Here is a 22,241-nt window from a genome sequence, read left to right on the forward strand (position 1 = left end):
CACACCTACCTGGTCGTCGGAAGATAGACATTGAAATGCTTCAATTGGCTCTCGCTCCTAGCGATTTCCTCAAGGCTCTCCTCGCCGCAGTTTGCCAACAGCAAGGCTGCTAAGGTTTGTGACATTGCCAGGGCCGGAGTGACAGAAGGAAGCAAGGAGGGAGTGGCATTGGGCGCGAGAAGTAGCACCACCGCGTGAGCTGCAACAGGGGCTACTTGACTATCGGTGATAGCGACAATTTTGGCATTTTTTGAAGATGCGAACTCAATCGCTCGCATTGAGTCCTGGGTATAGGGGTGATAACTAAAGGCCAAGAGAACATCCCGCTCATCAATTCTCCGCAGCTCATCCGCAAATGTGCCTCCCGTACTACTAACCAAGGTTATATTATCCATAAACATGCCACATACGTAGTTGAAGTAGCATGCAGCTGAAAACAGACTACGCAGACCCATCACATAAATTCGCCGAGCGTTCTGCAAATAACCAAGAGCAGCAGTGATTTGTTCATACCCTTCTGGGCCCAAGGTTTCGGCCAGATTCTTAGCCTCAGTATTGTACAATTCCGAAAGCAGTTCTGAGTTCGCGTCACCATGAGGCCCACGCCGTAGCGCACTGGCTCGGCCTGCTAATGGTGAGTTATGGTTTGCCAGCCATATTCTGTAGTGTTCTCGGTAAGCGTCGTAGCTATCGAATCCTAGTTGTCGGGCTAGACGGAGCATGGCTGCTGGCTGTACACCTGCCTTACGTGCGACACTACGCATCGATTCGAGCGCGACTTCATTCGGATTACCTATGACGAAACGAGCAGCTTGCTGAAGTACTCTAGGGAGCATTTCAAATTCTGCTTCGATTAGCTTATCGATAGCTTGCTTGTCCATTTCACCATTCCAGATAGCACATCATTTTCAATCTCCGACGCCCCTTTCATTTAAGCTTTTCATGCATCGATCACTTCAACGCAACGGCCCAATTTTCTTGTTGAGAATTAGAGGAAAACGCCGGATCTAAATTTTTCATGTGTGGCATCTTCACGGAGGGAAACGAGCCCCACTTCGCAAAATGCAACAAATGCTCCACCAATAGTACTGATAAATCACTTGAATTTCCAGTAACCGCCACCTTTTGCGTCCTTATCAAGCTTAGTGGTCGAGGAACTGCCCTTCAACGGTCTGGTACGAGCAGAAGACTTAACCAGTAGCACTAACATTCGGGGCAAATTCAACTCCTCTTCTTCCTGTTTACCTCTCACACGTAGGAAGTCGATTTCCCTTGACTGCCTGCTGAATCCTCAGTCTCGGTCGCTTGTCCTAATATCATTAACTAGTTCGTAAGCCAGACGCGACGAGTATTGATGCCCCGGATCTGGAATGACTCAGACGGATCTGGCTCTTCACCTGGTTGTTGTCGATGGGCACAGCCCCATCGTCCAGGTAGCGCGTCAGCGCTACCCAGCGTTTCAGGCTGTAATCGAGGGCTTTAACTGTAGCTGATCCGTTGGGCACCAGTCGCGCTGGGCCAACATCCAGTCATGCAGTGTTTTGAGGATCGGCACCGCCATTTCCTGACGTATTCGCCAACGATCTTCATCACTCGTGTCCCGCGCTTGGCGCTCGACCTCGTACATGCCGCTGAAAGAGTGCAGCGGTTGTTCGGCTAGCTGACTTTTGTTCGCCACGTGCAGATCGAAAAACTTGCGACGGGCGTGAGCCATGCAGCCGATTTCAGTGATGCCTTGCTCAAAACCAGCTTTGTGGCCAGCGAAGTCATCGCAAACCAGCTTGCCGTTCCAGTCGCCCAAGAAGTTGCGTGCATGTGGTCCGGCACGGCTTGGGCTGAAGTCGTAAACCACCGCATTGAGCGCCGAAAACGGTGTAGTGCTATAAGCCCAGACGTAGGCCTGGTGGGTTTTCTTCTCGCCTGACGCAAGCATTTGCACGGGTGTTTCATCGGCGTGAATCACGCCCTGATTCAGCACCGCTTCACGCAGTGCATCGACCAGCGGCTGGAGCCGCACACCGGTTTGTCCTACCCACTGGCCCAAGGTCGAGCGAGCAATGGCCAGCCCGGCGCGGCCAAAGATCTTATCCTGCCGGTACAGCGGCAAGTGATCGGCAAACTTGGCCACCATGACGTGGGCCAGCAAGCCTGCGGTCGGGATACCTTTGTCGATCACCTGCGCCGGCACAGTCGCCTGGATCAGTGTTTCGCACTGACGGTAGGCCCATTGGCCACGCAAATGTTGCTCTACGGTAAACACGCCCGGCGTGTAATCCAGCTTCTCGCTGAAGTCTTTGCTGATGCGTTGGAGTGGCAGCCACAGGCGCACTGGGTGTTTTCGGGTTCGTGACGAACACTCAGGCATTAAGTTCCTGTTAAGGATCACGCCGTAGTCTCCTCAATCACGCAATGAGCCCCGGCGCCCGGTTGATGAGGAGAGATGCGATATGGAAGCTGCACTGGCGAAGAAATGGAAATGTCTGGCTCGGACAATCACGTATGTAGGATGGGCCCTGTTCTGGCTATTGCTGTGGGACGTTGCCGTCACGCTGGATGCGATGCTCGTGGCGGGATACGGGTTTGAGCTGCCGTTGATGCCCCTGACATTGCTGTGCTCGGCGCTGGTGGTGCTGATCAGTTTTCGTAATTCCAGTGCTTACAACCGCTGGTGGGAAGCACGAACATTGTGGGGTTCGATGGTCAACAGTTCTAGAAGCTATGGCCGCCAGGTGCTGACGCTGATCGACGATGACCAGCACGCCAATCCGGTCAAGGCTCGGCTCATTCAGCGTCACTTGGCTTACCTCCAGGCCTTGCGAATGCATCTGCAAGGGGAACGGGACATCTCTGCATTGACGCCGCTGCTCCCCAACCACGACCTGCAGTTGCTCACCACAGCAAGCAATTTGCCAAACGACATCCTTAGCGGCTCCGCAGAGATCATCGCCAAGGAGTTTCAGGAAGGCCACCTCGACAGCATCCGCCTTGCCCGCCTCGAGTCCACGCTGGTCGATATTTCGAACTGGCAAGGCGGAATGGAGCGGATTGCCAATACTCCACTTCCCTACCCTTACACCTATTTCCCTAGGATATTCAGCACCCTGTTTTGCGTGATCATGCCGCTCAGCCTGGTGCCCTCTTTGGGCTGGTTCACCCCGATCGTCTCTACGGTGGTAGGTTGCATGCTGCTGGCCATGGAGCGGATCGGCACAGACCTACAAGCACCATTCGGGCATAGCCAGCACAGCATTCGTACCGATGAGCTCTGCCGAAATATCGAGAAAAATCTTCAGTCGATGTTTAACTCTCCGGAGCGTGGCCGCTTGTCACTGACGCCATGCCTCGCTATTGAAGGGCATTCCTCTGCTTCATGAGGTACTGGCTGGGTGGGTTGCAGGGGGGCCACAACAGTGCCCCTATCATCAAGCAGATACCACCCGCCTCGCATCCCTCCGTACAGCTTGTGGCGGTACGCCATATCCACGAATGAACACCTCTCGCATGTGTCGACGATCCCTGAACCCCGCTTCCCTCGCCACAACGTCGAGGCTGTGCCGGCTCTGCTCGATCATCAAACGGGCAGCCTCAAGACGCAGACTCTCCACGGCCTTGGCCGGTGACTGCCCTGTCTCGGCAGTGAATACGCGGGTGAATTGTCGGGGACTCAGGTGCACGGCTTCGGCGAGCTCTTCAACACTCAGTGGGCGACTCAGGTTTTTGCGGGCATAGTCCAACGCGCTCTGTATGCGATCCGACTTCGGAGAAAGCGTCAGCAGCTCGGAATGTTGGGACTGTCCACCGGAGCGGCGCTGATTCATCACCAGCTTTCGAGCGACTGACCTGGCCATCTCGGTTCCCAGATCCTTTTCCACCATGCCCAACGCCATATCCAGGGCGGCGGTCATTCCTGCGGACGTCCAGATCTGCCCATCGACGATGAAGATCCGATCTTCCTCGACTTCAATTTTCGGATGCAGCTCACGCAGCTTTTTCGAGAAGGCCCAGTGCGTCGTGGCTCGCCGATTATCCAGGACGCCCGCCTGAGCCAGGATGAAACAGCCGGTACACAGACCTGCGGTGCGGCGAGCGCCGTCGACAAAGCCTCGCACGCTGGCCAGCACTTCCTCGCTCGGCGGCGTCAGCGGAGTCAATGTCCCCGTGATCATCCAGGTGTCGGCCAAACCAGGTGCGCCGAGAGGAAGCGTGTCCATGTACATCCCCAGCGAAGAGCGCACCGTGCCGCCCTCGATGGAAAAGTTCTGGATCTTGTAAACCGCTTCGCCCGCAACGATGTTCGCGAACTCGAACACGGCCTGCGTCGCTAGCGACATGACCTGAAAACCTTCGGTAATCAGATAGCCCACTCGGTGCATGGTGGAGGCTCCGTTATTCAATGTCCTGAAAACGTACCATATGCGTCGTTTAAGACGAAAGCCCCCCGCTGCATCATGGCTCCACATTCAAACACCGGAGCACGACCATGACGCAGCAATTCAAAGGTACTGCCCTCATCACCGGCGCCTCCACCGGCATCGGTTCCATCTACGCGGAACGCTTGGCACGTCGGGGATACGACCTAGTGCTGGTCGCCCGGAACCGGGATCGCCTCAACACCCTGGCAAGCAGGCTTACGACCGAAACCCGCCAGAACGTGGAGGTTTTTCCGGCAGATCTCGCCAACCCGGCTGACCTCGCCAAGGTAGAACGCAAGTTGCGTGAAGACGCCAGCATCAGCTTGTTGGTAAACAACGCAGGGATCGGCACCCACACCAGCCTCCTGGACAGTGACGTCGAGCGCATGGCCGAAATGATCACCCTCAATGTTACCGCCCTCACCCGCCTCACCTACGCAGCCATCCCGGGGTTCGTGGCGCGCAAACAAGGCGCCGTGATCAACATCTCGTCCATCGTGAGCCTGGCGCCAGAGCTACTCAACGGCGTGTACGGCGGCAGCAAGGCTTATGTCACTGCCTTTACCCAGTCCCTGCACAAGGAGCTGGCGGACAAGGGCATCAGAATTCAGGCGGTTCTTCCAGGAGCCACCGCAACCGACTTTTGGCAAATCGGTGGCTTACCGGTCGAGAACCTCGATCCAGGCATCGTGATGTCGGCCCAGGATCTGGTGGACGGTGCCCTGCAGGACTTCGACGACGAGGTGCTGATCTCCATCCCCTCGATGCATGACCTGCAGTCTTTTGAACGCTACGAAACCAGCCGGCAGGCGTTGTTCAGCCAGCTGTCCAGCAATCAGCTCGCTCCGCGTTACAACGCCAATTGATCTCTTAAAAGGACACGAATCATGAAACTCAGCGCGAACACCATTTTCATTACCGGCGGTACTTCAGGCATTGGCCGTGCCCTGGCCGAGGCATTCCATCAACGTGGCAACAAAGTGATCGTGGCAGGGCGCCGGCAGGCACTGCTGGATGAAATCGCCCAAGCCAACCCAGGCATCGATACCGTGCGCATGGATATCAATGATCCGCAGCAAATCAAGGAGGTGGCCCAAGAGGTGATCCGCCGCCATCCAGCACTGAACGTGATCATCAACAATGCGGGCGTCATGCCGTTCGACAATCCGGCTTCAGGCAACTACGACGACGAACAGGCGGTGAGCCTGCTGCAAACCAATCTGCTCGGCCCGGTACGTGTCAGCGCTGCCTTCGTCGAGCACCTCAAGCTTCAACCGGATGCCTACATCATCAACAACAGTTCGGTGCTGGCCTATCTGCCTCTGGCGGCCACCGCGCTGTATTCGGCGACCAAGGCGGCCATCCACTCCTACTCGCTATCGCAACGATTCAGCCTGCGTGACACCAGCGTCAAGGTATTGGAAATCGCACCGCCATGGGTCGACACCGACCTGATTCACAAGAGCGGTGACCTGCGGGCCATGCCATTAGGTGACTTCATCCATGAGACCCTGGCCAAGCTTGAATTCGCTACCACGGAAGTATTGGTGGATCGGGTCATCCCGCTGCGCGCCAACCAAGGGGCGAACGAGCACGACCTGATTCACCAGTTCAACCAGTCGCTGGTTGAAAATCCGATCCCCGTTGCCTGAACCCCAATCTTTCAAGGAACTGACTCATGACTCGCATCACCGCTCTGTCGCTCGACCAGGCCCCTGCCGCTGCCCGCACCGCCCTGCAAGGCGTAGAGAAAGGCCTGGGCTTCATCCCGAACGCGTTTGCCACCCTCGCCCATTCGCCAGCAGCGCTGAGCGGCTATCTGGCTCTGTCGCAAGCGCTGAACAAGAACAGCCTGACACCCGCCGAACGCGAGATTGCGGCACTGGCAGCATCTGAGGTCAATGGCTGTGACTACTGTGTTGCCGCACACAGCTTTTTTGGTAACAAGGTAGGCCTCCAGGCGGATGACCTCTTGGCAGCCCGCGCCGGCACACTCGATGGCGTGGCTGCACTGGCCAGGGCCGTTACGTTGAGCCGGGGCCAAGTGAGCGATGCCCAATTGGCAGCGGCAAGGGAGGCTGGCCTGGACGAAGCTAAAATCGTCGATGTCATCGCCCAGGTTTCCCTGCTGACCTTGACCAACTACCTCAACAATGTGGCCAAGACAGACATTGATTTCCCTCCCAGTGGCAAATGAAGTGGCGTGTGAAGCGAACAGGTTCGGATAAGGCCGCTTCACACCCTATTTTCATCGCCAGCAAGAAAGTCTTACTCCACTCGGACTGTTTGTTCAGTGAATCGAAACGAATAGCCTGAGCCCACATCAAGTGTGAGGTTGAGCCAAATGAAGGCAGTCGTTTACACCCAACCCGGTTTGCCGATACAAGACCCAAAATCGCTGTACGATGCGGAGCTACCCACGCCGAAACCTGGCGCCCGCGATCTGCTTGTTGAGGTCAAGGCTATCGCAGTCAATCCAGTTGATACGAAGATCCGGGCAAGCCGTGGTGGTGAGCAGCCAAAGGTTCTCGGCTGGGACGCAGTCGGCGTTGTCCGCGAGGTCGGCGGTGAAGTGACATTATTTCAACCAGGCGATGAGGTGTTCTACGCCGGTGCCATTGATCGTCCTGGCACCTACAGCGAGCTTCACGTGGTAGATGAGCGCATCGTGGGCCACAAGCCTCGCAGCCTGGATAACGCCAGCACCGCCGCCCTGCCCCTTACCTCCATAACCGCTTGGGAGCTGCTGTTTGATCGTCTGGCCGTCGAACAGAACGGCGGTAAAGGTCAGCGTCTTTTGGTCATAGGCGCTGCCGGTGGAGTAGGTTCAATCTTGGTTCAGCTCGCCAGCAAGCTTACCCAACTTACGGTCATCGGCACTGCGTCAAGGCCTGAAACGCAGGGGTGGGTCAAGCAACTGGGGGCGCATCATGTCATCGACCACTCGCAATCGATCCCACTTCAGTTGGAAGCGCTCAAGCTTAATCCGGTTGATTATGTGATCAGCCTGACGCACACCGATACCTACTTGGCCCAGTTGGTAGAGGTGCTGCGCCCTCAGGGCAAGCTTGCGCTGATCGATGATCCCGCGCAGCTGGATGTCATGCCGCTCAAACGCAAATCACTGTCGCTGCACTGGGAGCTCATGTTCACGCGTTCGCTGTACAAGACCGAAGACATGATCAAACAGCACCAGCTGCTTGAGCGTGTTTCGCAGCTGGTTGATGACGGTGTTCTCAAGACCACCATGGGTGACCATTTCGGTGCGATCAGTGCTGAGAACCTCAAACGCGCTCACGCGGTCATCGAAAGCGGTAAAGCTCAGGGCAAGATTGTTCTGGAAGGTTTCTGATTACTGCTACAAATTCGAGCCTACGCTCAGGTGCAGGCTCGAGTCATTAGATCCAGCTATCCAGTTCGTCCCTAACGATCTTGCCGTATTGCGGATCTATTTCAGATCGCTCAGTGACAGCTTCTCCAAAACATATTCAGCCAGCAATTCATTAGTCTTAGTTGCCATATGCTCTCCTGCCGCATAAATATATGTCTTATCTGCATCAGGACTCTTCAAAGAATCAGGATAACAATAATCCTGATCAAGCTCCTTGCAAGCATCTTCATGCAGGCCATATTTAAACCCTAACACGCCGGCATCCTTCACCAAACGGCCAATAAAATCAGGCGTATCAACGATCAATATTCGAGAATCCTTCGGAAGAGAACCCACCAACTCTTTATTGAATAGAGCACTCAGATCAGACATAAAGGTTTGGCTTGCTTGTGATCTAAACCAAGGCATGCCCCCCATGTCGACCAGTTTCAGAATCATCAAGCGCTCCGCACCGTTGTCTAGGATATCCCGTGCAACATGTGCAGTGTCCTTTGCCGCTGTAATTACACGACTTCTTTCCGCCTTCATCACCTCTTCACTTGGAAGAACATTATCCCTGAGCTGCTTAGCCAACACAGCATCATTGGACAAATCATAGTTATAAGCCACATCATTAGTGCCGACGAATAACGTCACCAAATCTTCCGACTCAAATCTATGGTGCTGCTTAATGAATCTCTGAACTTGAACCTTCGTAGAAATCGGAACCCCTTCTGGATTCTGTGACACCTGAGAGTACGCACTATTGGCTCTGGCCCCACCCTGAGCATAGTTATATCCACCTGGCCCATCCAATCCGGGCAGCCCTTTGTAAACTTGACTGTATGAAATCACATGCTGATTCGGAAGTGGCTCCTGCCCGAAGTGAAGAGCCACATGCTGCGCCCAAGTAAAACCAGGATTAGTCGTAAATCGAAACCCGTAAGTTCCTGCATCCGTCAAACTATCTCCAAATGAAATCACCCTTTTTATTGGAGGAAGCGGTTTTTTTGATACCTCAGCTTGCGCCATACCGCCCAATAAAAACAGCAACATGAAAAACACCGACTTAACCGATTTCATCTTAGCACCTCCAAATCCTTGAACATATTAAAAAGCCAACTCGCAAGCATCAAGCCAAACCACCACAACGCTGAATACCTGATATTACTTCCTAGACCATCATCTCCATTGGCGCAAACCCATAGGCGCAATTATCAAACCCTTCTCGCACCAAGACAGAAAAATCGCAAATACGCATAATATTTCGCAAACCTGCCACTCGAAATTAGATAAAACTCAGCAACACCCAGATTTCTCGGCAGTTTGTCAAAGCCTTACAACTGGCACATGACTTGCTTTATCTCTCAGTCAATAACAACAAGTTTTTGGGCAGCCTAAAAATGCGTGAATTTGACTTTATCGTGGTCGGGGGTGGATCTACAGGCGGAGTAGTTGCCGCGCGTCTTGCGGAAAACCCCAATGTTTCAGTAGCACTGCTTGAGGAAGGGCCGAGCGACTGGTATCCGTGGGTTCACATCCCAGGCATGCTTTACAAAACCGCCACTGGGGGGCTTCTTCGGCACTTGGATTACAACCGATCGGATGAGTCAAGCTCTGCGGCCACCACAACAGTGCAAGGTCAAGTGCTGGGTGGTGGAAGCTCGGTTAACGGCATGGTTCACGTACGCGGTGTGCCGCAGGACTATGATCACTGGGAAGCCCAAGGTGCTGTGGGCTGGAGCTTCCAGAATGTGCTGCCCTTTTTTCTTCGCGCTGAAGGCAATGACACCTATCGCAGTGCCGTTCATCAGGGGAACGGGCCACTAAAGGTTTCCAATCCCCGGGTTTTACACCCGCTGAGCCGGGCCTGGGTTCAGGCATGTCAAGAAGCCGGGATGCCTTTCAACCCTGACTTTAATTCTGGGGAGCAGCTCGGATGCGGCTTCTATCAAACAGCCACCCATAATGGACGCCGCAGCAGCGTAGCTCGTGCCTATATTCACCCCGCTGTGAAACAGCACGGCCTGACAGTTTTGACGAACTGCCGCGTTGAGAAAGTTATTTTTGGGGGAAAGAAAGCTGCTGGTGTAGCTGTCACCCGTGACGGGCGCCAGGAGGTTCTACGAGCTCGACACGAAATAGTACTGAGTGCCGGCGCCTTCAATACTCCGCGACTTCTCATGTTGTCAGGCATAGGCCCTGCTGATCACCTGCGCCAGGCAGGCGTTGAAGTGGTCTCTGATGCTCCTGGCGTGGGAGAGAATCTGCAGGATCACATGGACGTATACCTTATCTACAAGCTCGGCGCGACTCGCAGCTACGATCGCTACAAGTCCCTCCCCATGAAGCTTGCAGCAGGCACAGAGTATGCCCTCTTCCGAAATGGCCCAGCAGCATCGAACATCATTGAAGGCGGGGCTTTTTGGTGGGCGCGCAAGGATGACACCCGACCGACCATACAGTACTGCTTCTTACCTGGTACTGGCGTTGAGTCTGGGGTTACCCCGTTACACGGTGCCGATGGCTGTACGCTGAACGTATGCCTCACTCAGCCTGACTCTCGCGGTTCACTACGCCTGAATGTACATAACCCATCGGGTAAATCGGTCATCACACCCAACTTCCTGTCGCACGAACAGGACATGCTGCGAATGATTGAAGGCATGAGGGTTGGCTTGGAGATCATGGCGCAGCCCAGCATCTCTCAGCACATCAGCTCGCTGCATCAGCCAAGCAAGCCTTTCGCCAACGATGCAGAAATCGCCAGCTATGTGAGGCGTTACGCCCAAGGAGCGTTACACCCCGTAGGCACATGCCGGATGGGCACCGACGATAAGGCCGTAGTCGATCCACAACTTCGTGTATACGGCGTGGAGGGCCTTCGGGTGGCCGATGCATCAGTAATGCCTACCCTCCCCTCCGGCAATACAAATGCAGCCTGCATCATGATCGGTGAAAGGGCAGCGCACGTTTTAAAAGTCTCAAATAAATGCTCTGAAGCAGCAATTAGCCACTAAATATACGGTGAACAACATGAAAGTCGTATTCTTGGACAGCGACAGCTTGCCCACTCCTTTCCCGCGACCAGAAGAAGCCACTTCATGGCTTGAACGGCCCAGCACTATGGCGAGCGAAGTCGTGAGTGCGCTTGCAGGAGCGGATGTTGCGATAACCAACAAGGTCGCCATACGTCGCGAGCATCTGGAGCAACTCCCTGATCTCAAACTGATATGCGTCGCTGCAACCGGCTACGACTGCATCGACATTGCAGCCTGTCGCGATCGAGGTGTTGTAGTGTGCAATGTCCCGGCTTACTCGACTCGCAGCGTATCTGAAGCTGTGATTGGGTCGATGTTTGCGCTCCGACGCCACCTCACGTCATACCTTGTTGCGGCCCGTGAATGGCCAGCCTCCAGCCACTTCTGCGTCCACAAGCAACCTATTAAGGATGTTGAGGGCTCTGTGATGGGCATCGTAGGACGAGGTGCCATTGGCACCGCAACAGCGCGCCTTGCCCAGGCTCTCGGGATGACTGTGATCTACGCAGAACATGCTCATGCCCGTGAAGTCAGGGAGGGATATGTCGCCTTTGATGAGGTGCTTGCGCATGCCGACGTAGTTTCGCTGCACTGCCCACTGACCCCACAAACAGCGAAGTTGATAGGGCCATCCCAGCTCCGGAGAATGAAGCGTGGCGCTCTGCTGATCAACACAGCGCGCGGTGCCCTGATAGACGAACAGGCTCTATTCGAAGCTCTTAGCTGCGGAACATTAGGCGGTGCAGCGCTTGATGTACTGGATGGAGAACCTCCTCGCGCAGATCATCCTTTGCTGAAGATTCAACATCCCAATTTACTCATCACTCCGCACGTAGCGTGGGCAAGTACAAGCAGCATTCAAAATTTGTGCACTGTAATCACCTGCAATATTCGCGATTATGCAAATGGCCAAGCGCGAAATGTCGTCTCTTGAATCTGCGCCCCCTGCAACCGAACCGAACCATCCAACAGCAGTCGCATTTACGCACAATTAAATAACAACCGTGTCACTAATTTCGCAAATACGCGAAAAACCCCGACCAAAACTCCATATTCTATAGGAGTTTGTTTTTGGCATAAGGGTTGCTAGATACGGACAGCTAGTAAAAAAACAAATCCCTAGTGAGTCCATTTGAGGAGTGAGTATGAAACTCGGAATGTTCATGATGCCCCTGCATAGTCCAGAAACTCCTATTGCAGACATGCTGGCCCAGGATCGCGAAGCGATCATTTTGGCCGATCAATTGGGCTTTTCTGAGGCTTGGGTTGGCGAACACTACACGTCCAACATTGAGCCTATTCCCAATCCGTTGCAGTTTATGGCCACCCTCATTCACCAGACCAAGCAAATTAAATTCGCGACTGGCGTATTGAATCTACCTCAACATCACCCTGCAACGATTGCGGGTGACGTGGCCCAGTTTGACTACCTGTCGAATGGTCGATTCATCATGGGTGTAGGCCCTGGCGGGCTGGTGTCCGACATGGAGCTGTTTGGTCTGCGCGATAAAAATCGTGCTGAGATGACTGTGGACTCGCTGGAGATCATTCACAAAATCTGGGCGAGCGACCCTCCATACAACATCACCGGCAAATATTGGGATGTAAAGGTTGAGCAAACCGTGAACAAACGGCTTGGCTTTGGCCCCATTCTGAAACCTTTGCAGCAGCCGCACCCACCGGTTGGGATTTCGGTGATGAGCCCCTCCTCCTCCACGGCACGCCAAGCTGGCGAACGCGGCTGGAGCGTTGTATCCGCGAATTTCATTGCTGATCGAGTCGTAAAATCTCACTGGGAACAATACGTAATTGGTTGCGAGAAAGCCGGCCGGCCGGCCGATCGTAATCAATGGCGTGTCGCCAGATCGGTGTTCGTTGGTGAGTCCGACTCTCAAGCGCAGGAGTACCTGGAGCAGCAACGCTCGAGCTACTACCAATACTACGATTACATCATCGACGACATGGACAGCTTCAAAATGCGCCACATCCTGGCACCGTCTGAGAACACGCCAGACTCAGAAATCACTGTGGCGAAGTGCCTGGACTGGATGGTCATGTCCGGCTCCCCGAAAACCGTCCTTGACCGGATGGTGGCCTTTGTCGACTATTTGGGAGGGCCGTTTGGCACCTTGCTGATGACCCATACCGAATGGGACGTGCCACAGCTTCACAAACGTTCCATGGAGCTTCTGGCAACTGAGGTGATGCCCAAACTCAACGACTACTGCTCGAAGTTCAAGGACTGAGCCTAAGGGCAAGCCGAATAATGACAAGCCAGCGTCGCATTTTGAAAGGGTGCGACCGCTGGCGTATGCCTGTTGGGCGACGGCCCAGCAGGCTTCCTCAAGCGTGCATTTGAGGTTGAATATGATCGATTACATCATAGTGGGCGCAGGCCCCGCCGGTTGTGTGGCGGCTGGGCGTCTGAGTGAGGATCCTGAGGTATCCGTCCTGCTGTTTGAGCAGGGGCCTAAGGACAGCAATCCATACATACACATCCCCGCCACATACTACAAAACGTGCAAGGGACAGTTTCTGACCCACTACCGCACTGAGCCGCAATCGCACCAACAAGGCATGGTGCACGACATCATTCAGGGGCGTGTCCTTGGTGGTGGCAGCTCGGTCAACGCCATGGTCTCAATTCGCGGCATTCCTCGGGACTATGATGAATGGGAGCGTCTAGGCTGCAGCGGCTGGTCGTATGACGATGTGTTGCCTTACTTTCGCAAAGCAGAACACAACGACACATTTTCGGGTGAGACGCATGGCACGGGTGGCCTTGCCCACACATCGTCCCAGCGCACTACGCATTACCTTGCCAAAGCATGGGTTCAGGCTTGCCAGGAGCAAGGCATCCCCTACAACCCCGACTTCAACTCTGGACATCAAGCCGGCGCCGGCCTCTATCAAGTGGCTATGAAAGATGGCCGACGCTGCAGTGCGGCCGCCGCGTACCTAACGCCCGCCCGCAAGCGTAAGAACCTGCAGGTGTTAACCGATCGAAAAGTCACTCGAATAATTATGGAGGGCAAGCGTGCGGTAGGGGTTGAGTATCTCGAAGACGGGGAGCTCAAATCTGTATCTGCCCGCAGAGAGATTATTCTGAGCGCGGGGGCAATTGGATCACCCCACCTCTTGATGCTGTCAGGTATAGGCGCATCTGAAGAGCTCAAAGCTGTAGGTGTACCCGTGGTTCATGACCTCCCGGGAGTAGGGAAAAACCTACAAGACCACATGGATGTCTTTCTCATCTATGACCTGAATGGTCAACACAGCTACGATAAGTACAAGCAACTCCACTGGCAGGCTCAAGCCGGTCTGCAATATGCGATGTTCAGGGGCGGCCCAGCAGCCTCCAATCTATGCGAAGGGGCCCTTTTTTGGCACGGTGATCCGAACGATCCAGAGCCAAACCTGCAGTACCACTTCCTACCTGGCGCAGGCGTAGAGCAAGGCACTGACGGAGCTCCCAGCGGTAACGGCTGTACAATAAATATTTGTCAGACACGCCCCCGCTCTTCCGGCACTGTTCGCCTGAAATCGGCCAGTCATGAGGATCACCCCGCTATTGATCCCAACTATCTCGCCGACCCTTACGACCTTGATTGCCTCGCCGAAGGCGTACGTCTTGCGGAGGAAATCATGCAAAAGCCCTCCATCTCACGTTACATCAATCGTATCCATCGGCCACGTGCTGCATTCGTAAACCAGGAGGCACGTCGGCACTTTGTCCGCACAACCGCCCAGGGTGCGCTGCACCCTAGCGGCACCTGCAAGATGGGCAACGACGCACTAGCCGTTGTCGACTCTGAGCTGCGAGTGCGGGGCGTTGAAGGCCTTCGGGTAGCTGATACCTCGATCATGCCAAGGCTGGTGTCCGGCAATACCACGGCGCCTTCAGTCATGATTGGGGAAAGACTGGCGGCGTTCATTCGAGGCAAATGATCTTTTTGTCAGTTGAAAAAGGGGATTGAAAATCCCCTTTTTCGTTCTGAATTCGCTTCAATGCAAAAAGTCTCTCAATAAAGCGGAACAATTCAGCCCCCACACAGCTAGCGATCTATAGCCGAGATTAAATACCCATCTTTTTTTCGCATCAACGCGAAAACCTATCGCACGCATGCGAAAACTTTCGCAAAAACCTAGCATATCTCCCGCCCAGAGCGCATTAACTGCACTGGCACGGCACTTGCTAACTTGAATATTAGGCTGCACCTTCTTTCACGACTAAAACAACAGCAGTGAACTTGCAATCAATGCATGACGGCAAAGTTCTAGAGAGGATGATGATGCTTCAATCTCACTTGTTCATTGATGGCCATTGGATCCCAGGCTCTGAAGAGCGCTATCTGGATGTGATCAATCCGGCAAACGGAGAGGTCGAGGGCAGAGTCGCTCATGCTAGCCGCTATGACATGGATCGAGCATTGGCCGCAGCTGAGCGGGGCTTCAAAGTTTGGAAAGAAACCTCCGTCTTCGAGCGCAGCAAAATCATGCGGGGTGCAGCAACCTTGCTCCGCCAGCGTAGCGAGGAAATCGCGACCTTGCTCGTAGCGCAGGCAGGCAAACCACTCGCAGAGGCTCGACTGGAGCTAGCTTCAGCAGCCGACGTCCTGGACTGGTTTTCAGAGGAGGCACGCAGAGCCTATGGTCGGGTGATATCTCCACGCTCCAGTGCAGTGAGCCAGCAAGTTATTAAAGAACCGATCGGCCCCGCTGTAGGTTTTACACCTTGGAACTTCCCTGTAGCGCAGATTGTTAGGAAAGTAGGCCCAGCGCTTGCTGCGGGTTGCTCCATTATCATCAAAGGCCCTGAAGAAGCGCCAGCAGCACCAGTTGAATTTTTCCGTTGCCTACATGATGCAGGCGTACCGGCAGGTGTTGTCGGGCTGCTCTTCGGTACTCCAGCGGAGATTTCCGGCTACCTGGTTCCGCACCCTACCATTCGCAAGGTCAGCTTCACCGGCTCGGTACCCGTCGGCAAGCACCTCGCCTCCGTGGCCGGTGCGCATATGAAGCGGGCGACCATGGAGCTGGGGGGTCATGCGCCCGTGATTATCTGTGCAGACGCGAACCTGGAACTGGCAGCCGATGTGCTGCTGACTACGAAGTTCCGACATGCCGGCCAGGCGTGCGTAGCCCCTACCCGCTTTTTGATCGAACGATCCGTCTACAGCAAATTCATCCAGCTGTACAAAGCGCGTTGCGAAAACTTGATCATCGGTGACGGGCGTGATCCTGCGACCACCCTGGGCCCGCTCAACAGTGAGCGTCGACTGGCCACCTTGCAATCGCTGATTGAGGACGCCGTTTCGAAAGGCGCCACTCTCGAACATGGCGGACGCCGAGTTGGTACCAAAGGGTTCTTCCTCGAACCCACTATCCTCAGCGGCGTTACACCTGACATGCGAGTGATGAACGAGGAGCCATTCGGCCCGCTAGCCCTAATGGTGCCATTCGACTCCTTGGACGAAGCGATTGATGAAGCCAATCGCCTGCCGTTTGGCTTAGCAGCCTACGCGTGGACTGCAGATCTGCGAGCTGCCAACAAAATATCCCGTAGCGTTGAATCCGGAATGATCAGCACAAACCACTTTGGCTTGGCCATTCCAGAGACTCCCTATGGTGGAATCAAGGACTCTGGTATCGGTTCAGAAGGTGGCCTTGAGGCAATCGAAGCCTACCTGAACAGCAAGTTTGTCACCCAGATGGATCCAGCCTAACCGCTCAATATCGCAATACATGCTGCCCGCACCGGCGGGCAGCCCCAAAACAAAGATAAAGGGGTTTGCCATGTGCCTAGTAGACGACTTCCGTAAAGCAATGGGCCAGTTCGCTGGTGCTGTAAATGCCATTACCACCCAGGAAAATGGCCAACCCGTCGGACTAATCGCGACAGCTGTTTGCAGCCTTTCTGCTGAGCCTCCATCAGTACTGGTATGCGTGAACCGGTCAGCTTCCGCCCATGACGTCATTCTGCGCAACAGGGCGTTTGCTGTGAATCTCCTGCATCCCAGCCAGTGTGAGGTCGTAGAAGCCTTCACGCGCCTGAAAGGAACAGATCGCTTTGCCAGCCATGATTGGTCTTTCGACACCGGCGTCCCAATGCTTGAAGGTGCTGTAGCGGCGATCCACTGCGAGCTAAAAGAAGCCTTGGATGGCTTTAGCCACAGCATCATGATCGGTGTAATCAAGGAGATTCGGCTTCGGGACGCGGACAGCGAAGGTTGTCTGCTTTGGAAGGGCAAAGGCTTGCACTGCGCTGTACCAATGGCTGAATTGGCTCGTACGGCTTGATCGGAGCACGGCAATGATGAGTTTTACTGATCGTCCCGTTGTAGTTGTCGGGGCGGGCATTGTGGGCCTGTGCTGCGCTTACTTTTTGCGTAAAGAAGGCAAACAGGTACTCCTAGTTGATCCCTCTCTTCCTGGAACTGGCTGCTCTTTCGGGAATTCAGGTGCGCTCTCGGAGAATTCTGTGACTCCAATTGGAATGCCTGGGGTTTTGCGACAGGCACCCGGCATGCTCTTGAATTCCCAGAGCCCCTTGTCGGTACCGCTGAGCTACATGCACAAGGCAGCACCGTGGTTACTCTCATTCCTCCGCTCAGCCAATGAGCCGAACGTCACGCGTACTGCCGACGTTTTATCAAAATTCCTGGCAGGTTCACTGGACAATCACACGCAGCTGATGAAGGAGATCAGCGCGCTGGATCTACTGCGCTCCGGAGGACAGCTTCACGTTTACACATCACGTCGAAGCCTGGAGTCCGACGCCCTCACCTGGCGACTGCGAATGGAGCGCGGGCTCGTATGCGAAGCGCTGGGTCGAGGTGAAATGCAAGAACTGGAACCAGCGCTCAGTGATCGCTACCAGGCTGCCATGTTTCTACCCCAGCAGAGCTGGCTGGCTGATCCGTATGAGTATTGCCAGAGAATATTCAAAGCGTTGCTGACTTCTGGCACTCACTACCTCCAGGCAGAGGTCAAGCAACTTCAAAAAGTTGATGGCTCGTGGAAGGTAGATGTTGGGGCTGGAACAGTAGTTTATGCCGAAGACGTAATCATCGCTGCTGGGGTTGCCTCACGTAGACTTCTGCAACCACTGGGAGTGAAGCTCCCACTGATCAGCCAGCGTGGTTATCACGTGCATTCCTGGAGCCCCAACGTTAAGGTCAATCGTATCATCGCTCTTGCAGACCGTAAGGCGTTCGTCTGCCCAATGGGAGACAGCGTACGAATCGCGGGCACCGTTGAGTTTCAGGATCCGGACAAGGCCCCAAATGATCAGCGCGCAGCACATTTGGCCAATCACCTAGCTGACGCATTGAAAGGGGTCAATGTGGCACATTCCACGCGCTGGATGGGCAATAGGCCTTGTAGCCCTGACTCGATACCATTGATAGGTACGCCACCGGGCTTGCCCGGCTTGTGGTACGCCACAGGTCACGGACATTTAGGTCTCACTGGAGCAGTAAATACGGGCAAGCTGCTCTGTGCTTCGATAAAGCAGAAAAAAGCAGTCCCAGATTTAGCCCCTCTGTCATTCGAGCGCTTAGGGTAGTCAGAGGCAGGATCTGCCGGCGGCGTGAAATCCTCGAATGGATTTTATCCTGCCCAGGCCCTACCTCCTGCCGAACGTAGCTGGATGCTGGTAAAAACCGGTGCATAAATTGCTTTTCGATTGAGATTGTGAGAATGCACGGAGGCCTACCTGTAAGTATGCATGGCCTGGAGGAGACGCAATGCCCAGTGAGCACAGTTCCCGGATTCTCGTCAGTGTTGCCGATGAAGGCGTGCAGCGTGACGCAACCTCGTGGCGACCGTATCTCAAGTCATGGAAACGGTGCATTGAGGAATTTGGTCTAAACCCTGAGCAGGCCATGGAGATCCCCGTCTTACAGCAGACCCAATGGCGCATCGCCCGAGAAAAACTTGGAGAGCGAACCCTGGTGTACGCCATGGAAGAGCTCGAAGCGGTTATGCAGATCGCATCGAACGCCGGGTACGGTGCAGCACTAGCTGATAATGATGGGATTCTACTAGGCGAGGTTGCAGCCATTCCCGAGTTCCGGTGTGACAACGAAAGAATGGGCTCTGTGTGGCTCGAGAACTTTGGTGGCACCAATGGCGTGGGCACCTGCCTGATTGAGCAGCGGCCAGTCGCCGTATTTAGGGAGGATCATTTCTTTGAAGAATTCGCCCACCAGGCTTGCGTCGCGGCGCCATTCCGAGACGCGTACGGAAACGTGCTGGGGGTGATCAACCTGACCACTCGCAATCCCCGCATTCTCGAAGAAACGCATCGCGTCATTTACCACGTTACTCAACAGAGTGCTGCACGTCTGGAAAAGCGTTTCTTTTTTGAAGATTTTTGCAATGAGTATGTGTTTAGCATCCGTAGCGGTGAAGGTAGGGCTTTACACCTGGCCATCAACGATCAGGGCTACATCGTAGGCGCCAACCATTCAGCTCAAGCGCATTTTGGCTTAGATCCTAGAGAGTCTCAGCTGTCGTTCTGGGACGTCTTTGAGAAAGACAGCTCATCTGGAATCGCCAGTGCCTCGGCTGGGCGCGTGCAACTTAGGCTGCTGCGCGACGGCACCTTGATGACCGCCAAGGTACAGCAACCTGACAGGCTTCTTACCTCGTTCATTCAACCAAGCAAGAATACCAAGACCCATGATGCGCTGACGCCGTCTTACGCTGCCAGCGTCGACCTAGACAGTATCGCCGGTCGTGATGCGAAAATTGCCAAGCAGGTAGGGTTGGTTCGAAAGCTCACGGACAAAGGTCTCCCATACTTGCTGCTAGGTGAGACGGGAGTAGGTAAGGACACCTTGGCTAAAGCCATTCACGCCAATAGTGATCGGCGCGATAAGCCCTATGTGGCTTTTAACTGCGCTGCGGTACCTGAGTCCCTGATCGACAGTGAGCTTTTCGGATATGGCAAAGGGGCCTTCACGGGGGCGAATCGTGAAGGCAATAAGGGGCGGCTGTTAGAGGCCAACGGAGGCACGCTGTTCCTTGACGAAATTGGGGACATGCCGCTGGCGCTTCAGACCCGCTTACTACGGGTACTCGAGTCCGGCGAAGTCTCACCTTTAGGTGCTGGCAAAGCTATCAGGGTCGACCTACAAATCATCGCGGCCACCAACCGCAACGTTCACGAAAAAATCGAACGTGGAGAGTTTCGCTCCGATTTGTACTACCGGCTTGCAGGTCTGGTCGTCGAGTTGCCGGCGTTGCGTGAGCGAGCCGATCTGGAGCACCTCATCGAATCAATCCTGCACAAGTGCTCCGACAAGGTGGCGCTATCGGAGCAAGCAAAGCTCGCATTGATGGGTCACTCGTGGCCAGGAAACATCCGTGAGCTTCGGAATGTATTACAAAGAGCCGTCCACATTGCAGATGCAGGCGTGATCCGAGTGGAGGATCTGCTACTTCCGACCGGCCGAAAACTTCAAGCTACATTGCCACCACCTGCTGCTGGAACAGAAGAGCGCAGTGGGTGTGCACTGGCCGAGGCAGAAAAACTTGCTCTCATCGATATACTAATTCGGTACGACTCCAACATTGAGCTAGCAGCAAGCGCTCTATCGTTAAACAAGGCGACTCTGTACCGAAAAGTTAAAAAACACGGCATTGATCTTAAGGCGATACTTAAAGGTCACCATTTGGATTAAAGGATACAGATAAGGCAAGGATGCCGTCCAAAAAAAATAGACTTAAACTCTGCCCCTGCGTTTATTGCGTCAGGTGGCATACGTGTGTCCATTCATCAACAAGGAGACGAGTCATGAGTGATATTCAACGTATTGAAACCAACCAGCGCATGAGCCGAGTAGTCCGCTATAACGGATTGGTCTTTGTAGGCGGGCAAGTCGCCAATGAGCGTTCTGAGGACATTAAGGGTCAAACTCTTCAAGTGCTGGCAAAAATCGACGGATGGCTAGATAAAGCTGGGATAGACAAAACTCGAATTCTCAGCGCCCAAATCTGGCTCAAAGATATTGAAAACCACCTAGACGGTATGAATCAAGTTTGGGACGAATGGGCAGCTTCGGGAGAAGCTCCTGCCCGCGCCACTGTGCAAGCTCTGCTAGGGACACCCGACACCTTAGTAGAAATTGCTGTTATTGCTGCAGACAAATAATTTTCCTCAACCGGGCATGCTAATTCACGCTCGGGTTACGTTCCTCTTCAAACAATAAATCGCTACACCTGTCGTCACGGTGATCTCAATTCGCCGTGGCGATGAACTGTGGCTCAAAAGGAGTGTGTGCCTTGCATATCGGTATACCCGCAGAAACACAAACGAACGAAACACGCGTCGCCACTACGCCCGAAATCGTCAAAAAATTATGTTCGTTAGGGCACCAGGTAGTCATTGAACGGGGCGCAGGGGTTAAGGCTAGCATCCCAGATAGCGCCTATGAGGCGGTTGGAGCCTCCATTGGTACTGCTGCGGATGCTTTCGGTGCTCAACTGGTTCTAAAGGTAGTCGCGCCAAATGAGCAGGAGTTGGCCCTGATCAATAGTGGCAGCCTGCTGGTGGGCATGCTCAACCCGTTCAACAGCGAACTGATCGGCAAGATGGCCGAACGCGGTATCACCGCCTTCGCCCTGGAAGCCGCGCCGCGCACCTCGCGCGCTCAAAGCCTCGACGTACTCTCCTCCCAGGCCAACATCGCTGGCTACAAGGCCGTACTGCTGGCTGTTCATCATTACCCCCGGTTCATGCCTATGCTGATGACCGCCGCCGGTACCGTAAAGGCTGCCCTCGTGTTGATCCTCGGCGCTGGCGTTGCCGGCCTGCAGGCCATCGCCACGGCCAAGCGCCTGGGTGCAGTGATCGAGGCGTCGGACGTACGTCCGGCGGTGAGGGAGCAGATCGAGTCGCTGGGCGCCAAGTTCATCGACGTGCCCTACGAGACCGACGAAGAGCGTGAATGCGCCGAAGGTGTCGGTGGTTATGCACGACCGATGCCTGCCAGCTGGATGCAACGCCAGGCCCAGGCCGTGCACGAGCGCGCCAGGCAAGCGGATATCGTCATCACCACGGCGCTGATCCCAGGTCGTAAGGCTCCGACCCTGCTCAGCGCCGAAACCGTGGCGCAGATGAAGCCTGGCTCGGTGGTCATCGACCTAGCTGCGGCCCAAGGCGGCAACTGCCCGCTGACCGTCGCCGATCAGGTGGTGATGGAGAACGGCGTGACCATCGTCGGCCCGACCAACCTGCCAGCCCAGTTGGGTGCCGATGCCTCGGCGCTGTACGCACGCAACCTGCTGGACTTCATGAAGCTGCTGTTCGACAAAGACGGCGCGCTGGTCATCAACCTCGAAGACGACATCGTCGCCGCGTGCCTGATGTGCCGCGACGGCCAGGTCATGCGCAAGAACGGCTAAGGAGCA

The 22,241-nt window shown here is 54.7% G+C and carries 18 protein-coding genes and 1 pseudogene; 15 read left to right on the forward strand and 4 right to left on the reverse strand.

Annotated features, from left to right (window positions below; genetic code table 11):
- Nucleotides 1–5: 5 nt before the first annotated feature.
- Together LOY53_RS17100 and tnpC are read right to left on the reverse strand one after the other, a co-directional pair.
- Nucleotides 6–881, reverse strand: coding sequence for a MurR/RpiR family transcriptional regulator (locus LOY53_RS17100; protein WP_258703033.1), 876 nt, complete (start codon nucleotides 879–881; stop codon nucleotides 6–8).
- Nucleotides 882–1,379: 498 nt separating this feature from the next.
- Nucleotides 1,380–2,355, reverse strand: a pseudogene (tnpC, locus tag LOY53_RS17105) (IS66 family transposase); the annotation flags it as partial.
- Nucleotides 2,356–2,447: 92 nt separating this feature from the next.
- Between tnpC and LOY53_RS17110 the strand changes: the two are divergent.
- A complete protein-coding gene (locus LOY53_RS17110) occupies nucleotides 2,448–3,374 on the forward strand; it encodes a bestrophin family protein (RefSeq protein WP_258703034.1) in 927 nt (308 codons plus the stop codon).
- Nucleotides 3,375–3,422: 48 nt separating this feature from the next.
- Here the strand turns inward: LOY53_RS17110 and LOY53_RS17115 are convergent, their stop codons facing one another.
- The gene (locus tag LOY53_RS17115) at nucleotides 3,423–4,373 is read right to left on the reverse strand and encodes a GlxA family transcriptional regulator (RefSeq protein WP_258703035.1); all 951 of its coding nucleotides are present in this window, start codon (nucleotides 4,371–4,373) and stop codon (nucleotides 3,423–3,425) included.
- 107 nt (nucleotides 4,374–4,480) lie between these two features.
- Here LOY53_RS17115 and LOY53_RS17120 point away from each other — a divergent pair, with 107 nt between their 5' ends.
- The 4 genes from LOY53_RS17120 to LOY53_RS17135 all read left to right on the forward strand — a co-directional run bounded on the left by LOY53_RS17120 (nucleotide 4,481) and on the right by LOY53_RS17135 (nucleotide 7,764).
- Entirely contained in the window at nucleotides 4,481–5,278 is a 798-nt protein-coding gene (locus LOY53_RS17120) for an SDR family oxidoreductase (RefSeq protein ID WP_258703036.1), read from the forward strand.
- 21 nt (nucleotides 5,279–5,299) lie between these two features.
- Nucleotides 5,300–6,064 (forward strand): SDR family oxidoreductase, encoded by a 765-nt coding sequence (locus LOY53_RS17125; protein WP_258703037.1) that lies wholly within the window; start codon nucleotides 5,300–5,302, stop codon nucleotides 6,062–6,064.
- A 26-nt stretch (nucleotides 6,065–6,090) separates the two neighbouring features.
- On the forward strand, nucleotides 6,091–6,609 hold the full coding sequence (locus LOY53_RS17130; RefSeq protein WP_258703038.1) for a carboxymuconolactone decarboxylase family protein: 519 nt from the start codon (nucleotides 6,091–6,093) through the stop codon (nucleotides 6,607–6,609).
- Nucleotides 6,610–6,756: 147 nt separating this feature from the next.
- The gene (locus LOY53_RS17135) at nucleotides 6,757–7,764 is read left to right on the forward strand and encodes a zinc-binding alcohol dehydrogenase family protein (protein ID WP_258703039.1); all 1,008 of its coding nucleotides are present in this window, start codon (nucleotides 6,757–6,759) and stop codon (nucleotides 7,762–7,764) included.
- A gap of 96 nt (nucleotides 7,765–7,860) precedes the next feature.
- Here LOY53_RS17135 and LOY53_RS17140 read toward each other — a convergent pair whose 3' ends face one another.
- Complete coding sequence (locus LOY53_RS17140) at nucleotides 7,861–8,865, reverse strand: SGNH/GDSL hydrolase family protein (RefSeq protein ID WP_258703040.1); 1,005 nt, start codon at nucleotides 8,863–8,865, stop codon at nucleotides 7,861–7,863.
- A gap of 272 nt (nucleotides 8,866–9,137) precedes the next feature.
- Here LOY53_RS17140 and LOY53_RS17145 point away from each other — a divergent pair, with 272 nt between their 5' ends.
- The 10 genes from LOY53_RS17145 (at nucleotide 9,138) to LOY53_RS17190 (ending at nucleotide 22,235) form a co-directional block, all read left to right on the forward strand.
- Entirely contained in the window at nucleotides 9,138–10,802 is a 1,665-nt protein-coding gene (locus LOY53_RS17145) for an FAD-dependent oxidoreductase (protein ID WP_309475933.1), read from the forward strand.
- Nucleotides 10,803–10,818: 16 nt separating this feature from the next.
- Complete coding sequence (locus LOY53_RS17150; RefSeq protein ID WP_258703041.1) at nucleotides 10,819–11,757, forward strand: D-2-hydroxyacid dehydrogenase; 939 nt, start codon at nucleotides 10,819–10,821, stop codon at nucleotides 11,755–11,757.
- A gap of 211 nt (nucleotides 11,758–11,968) precedes the next feature.
- Nucleotides 11,969–13,069, forward strand: a complete 1,101-nt coding sequence (locus tag LOY53_RS17155; RefSeq protein WP_258703042.1) for an LLM class flavin-dependent oxidoreductase — start codon at nucleotides 11,969–11,971, stop codon at nucleotides 13,067–13,069.
- 121 nt (nucleotides 13,070–13,190) lie between these two features.
- On the forward strand, nucleotides 13,191–14,771 hold the full coding sequence (locus LOY53_RS17160; RefSeq protein WP_258703043.1) for a GMC family oxidoreductase: 1,581 nt from the start codon (nucleotides 13,191–13,193) through the stop codon (nucleotides 14,769–14,771).
- Nucleotides 14,772–15,115: 344 nt separating this feature from the next.
- On the forward strand, nucleotides 15,116–16,549 hold the full coding sequence (locus LOY53_RS17165; protein ID WP_408981379.1) for an NAD-dependent succinate-semialdehyde dehydrogenase: 1,434 nt from the start codon (nucleotides 15,116–15,118) through the stop codon (nucleotides 16,547–16,549).
- 70 nt (nucleotides 16,550–16,619) lie between these two features.
- A complete protein-coding gene (locus LOY53_RS17170) occupies nucleotides 16,620–17,123 on the forward strand; it encodes a flavin reductase family protein (RefSeq protein WP_258703045.1) in 504 nt (167 codons plus the stop codon).
- Nucleotides 17,124–17,136: 13 nt separating this feature from the next.
- Entirely contained in the window at nucleotides 17,137–18,390 is a 1,254-nt protein-coding gene (locus LOY53_RS17175) for an FAD-binding oxidoreductase (protein ID WP_258703046.1), read from the forward strand.
- Between the two features lie 181 nt (nucleotides 18,391–18,571).
- Nucleotides 18,572–20,512 (forward strand): sigma-54-dependent Fis family transcriptional regulator, encoded by a 1,941-nt coding sequence (locus tag LOY53_RS17180; RefSeq protein WP_258703047.1) that lies wholly within the window; start codon nucleotides 18,572–18,574, stop codon nucleotides 20,510–20,512.
- A 113-nt stretch (nucleotides 20,513–20,625) separates the two neighbouring features.
- Nucleotides 20,626–20,982 (forward strand): RidA family protein, encoded by a 357-nt coding sequence (locus LOY53_RS17185; protein WP_258703048.1) that lies wholly within the window; start codon nucleotides 20,626–20,628, stop codon nucleotides 20,980–20,982.
- A 131-nt stretch (nucleotides 20,983–21,113) separates the two neighbouring features.
- On the forward strand, nucleotides 21,114–22,235 hold the full coding sequence (locus LOY53_RS17190) for a Re/Si-specific NAD(P)(+) transhydrogenase subunit alpha (RefSeq protein WP_258703049.1): 1,122 nt from the start codon (nucleotides 21,114–21,116) through the stop codon (nucleotides 22,233–22,235).
- The last annotated feature ends 6 nt before the right edge of the window (nucleotides 22,236–22,241 follow it).

It is taken from the genome of Pseudomonas sp. B21-031 (genome assembly GCF_024748985.1).
Classification (GTDB): domain Bacteria; phylum Pseudomonadota; class Gammaproteobacteria; order Pseudomonadales; family Pseudomonadaceae; genus Aquipseudomonas; species Aquipseudomonas kermanshahensis.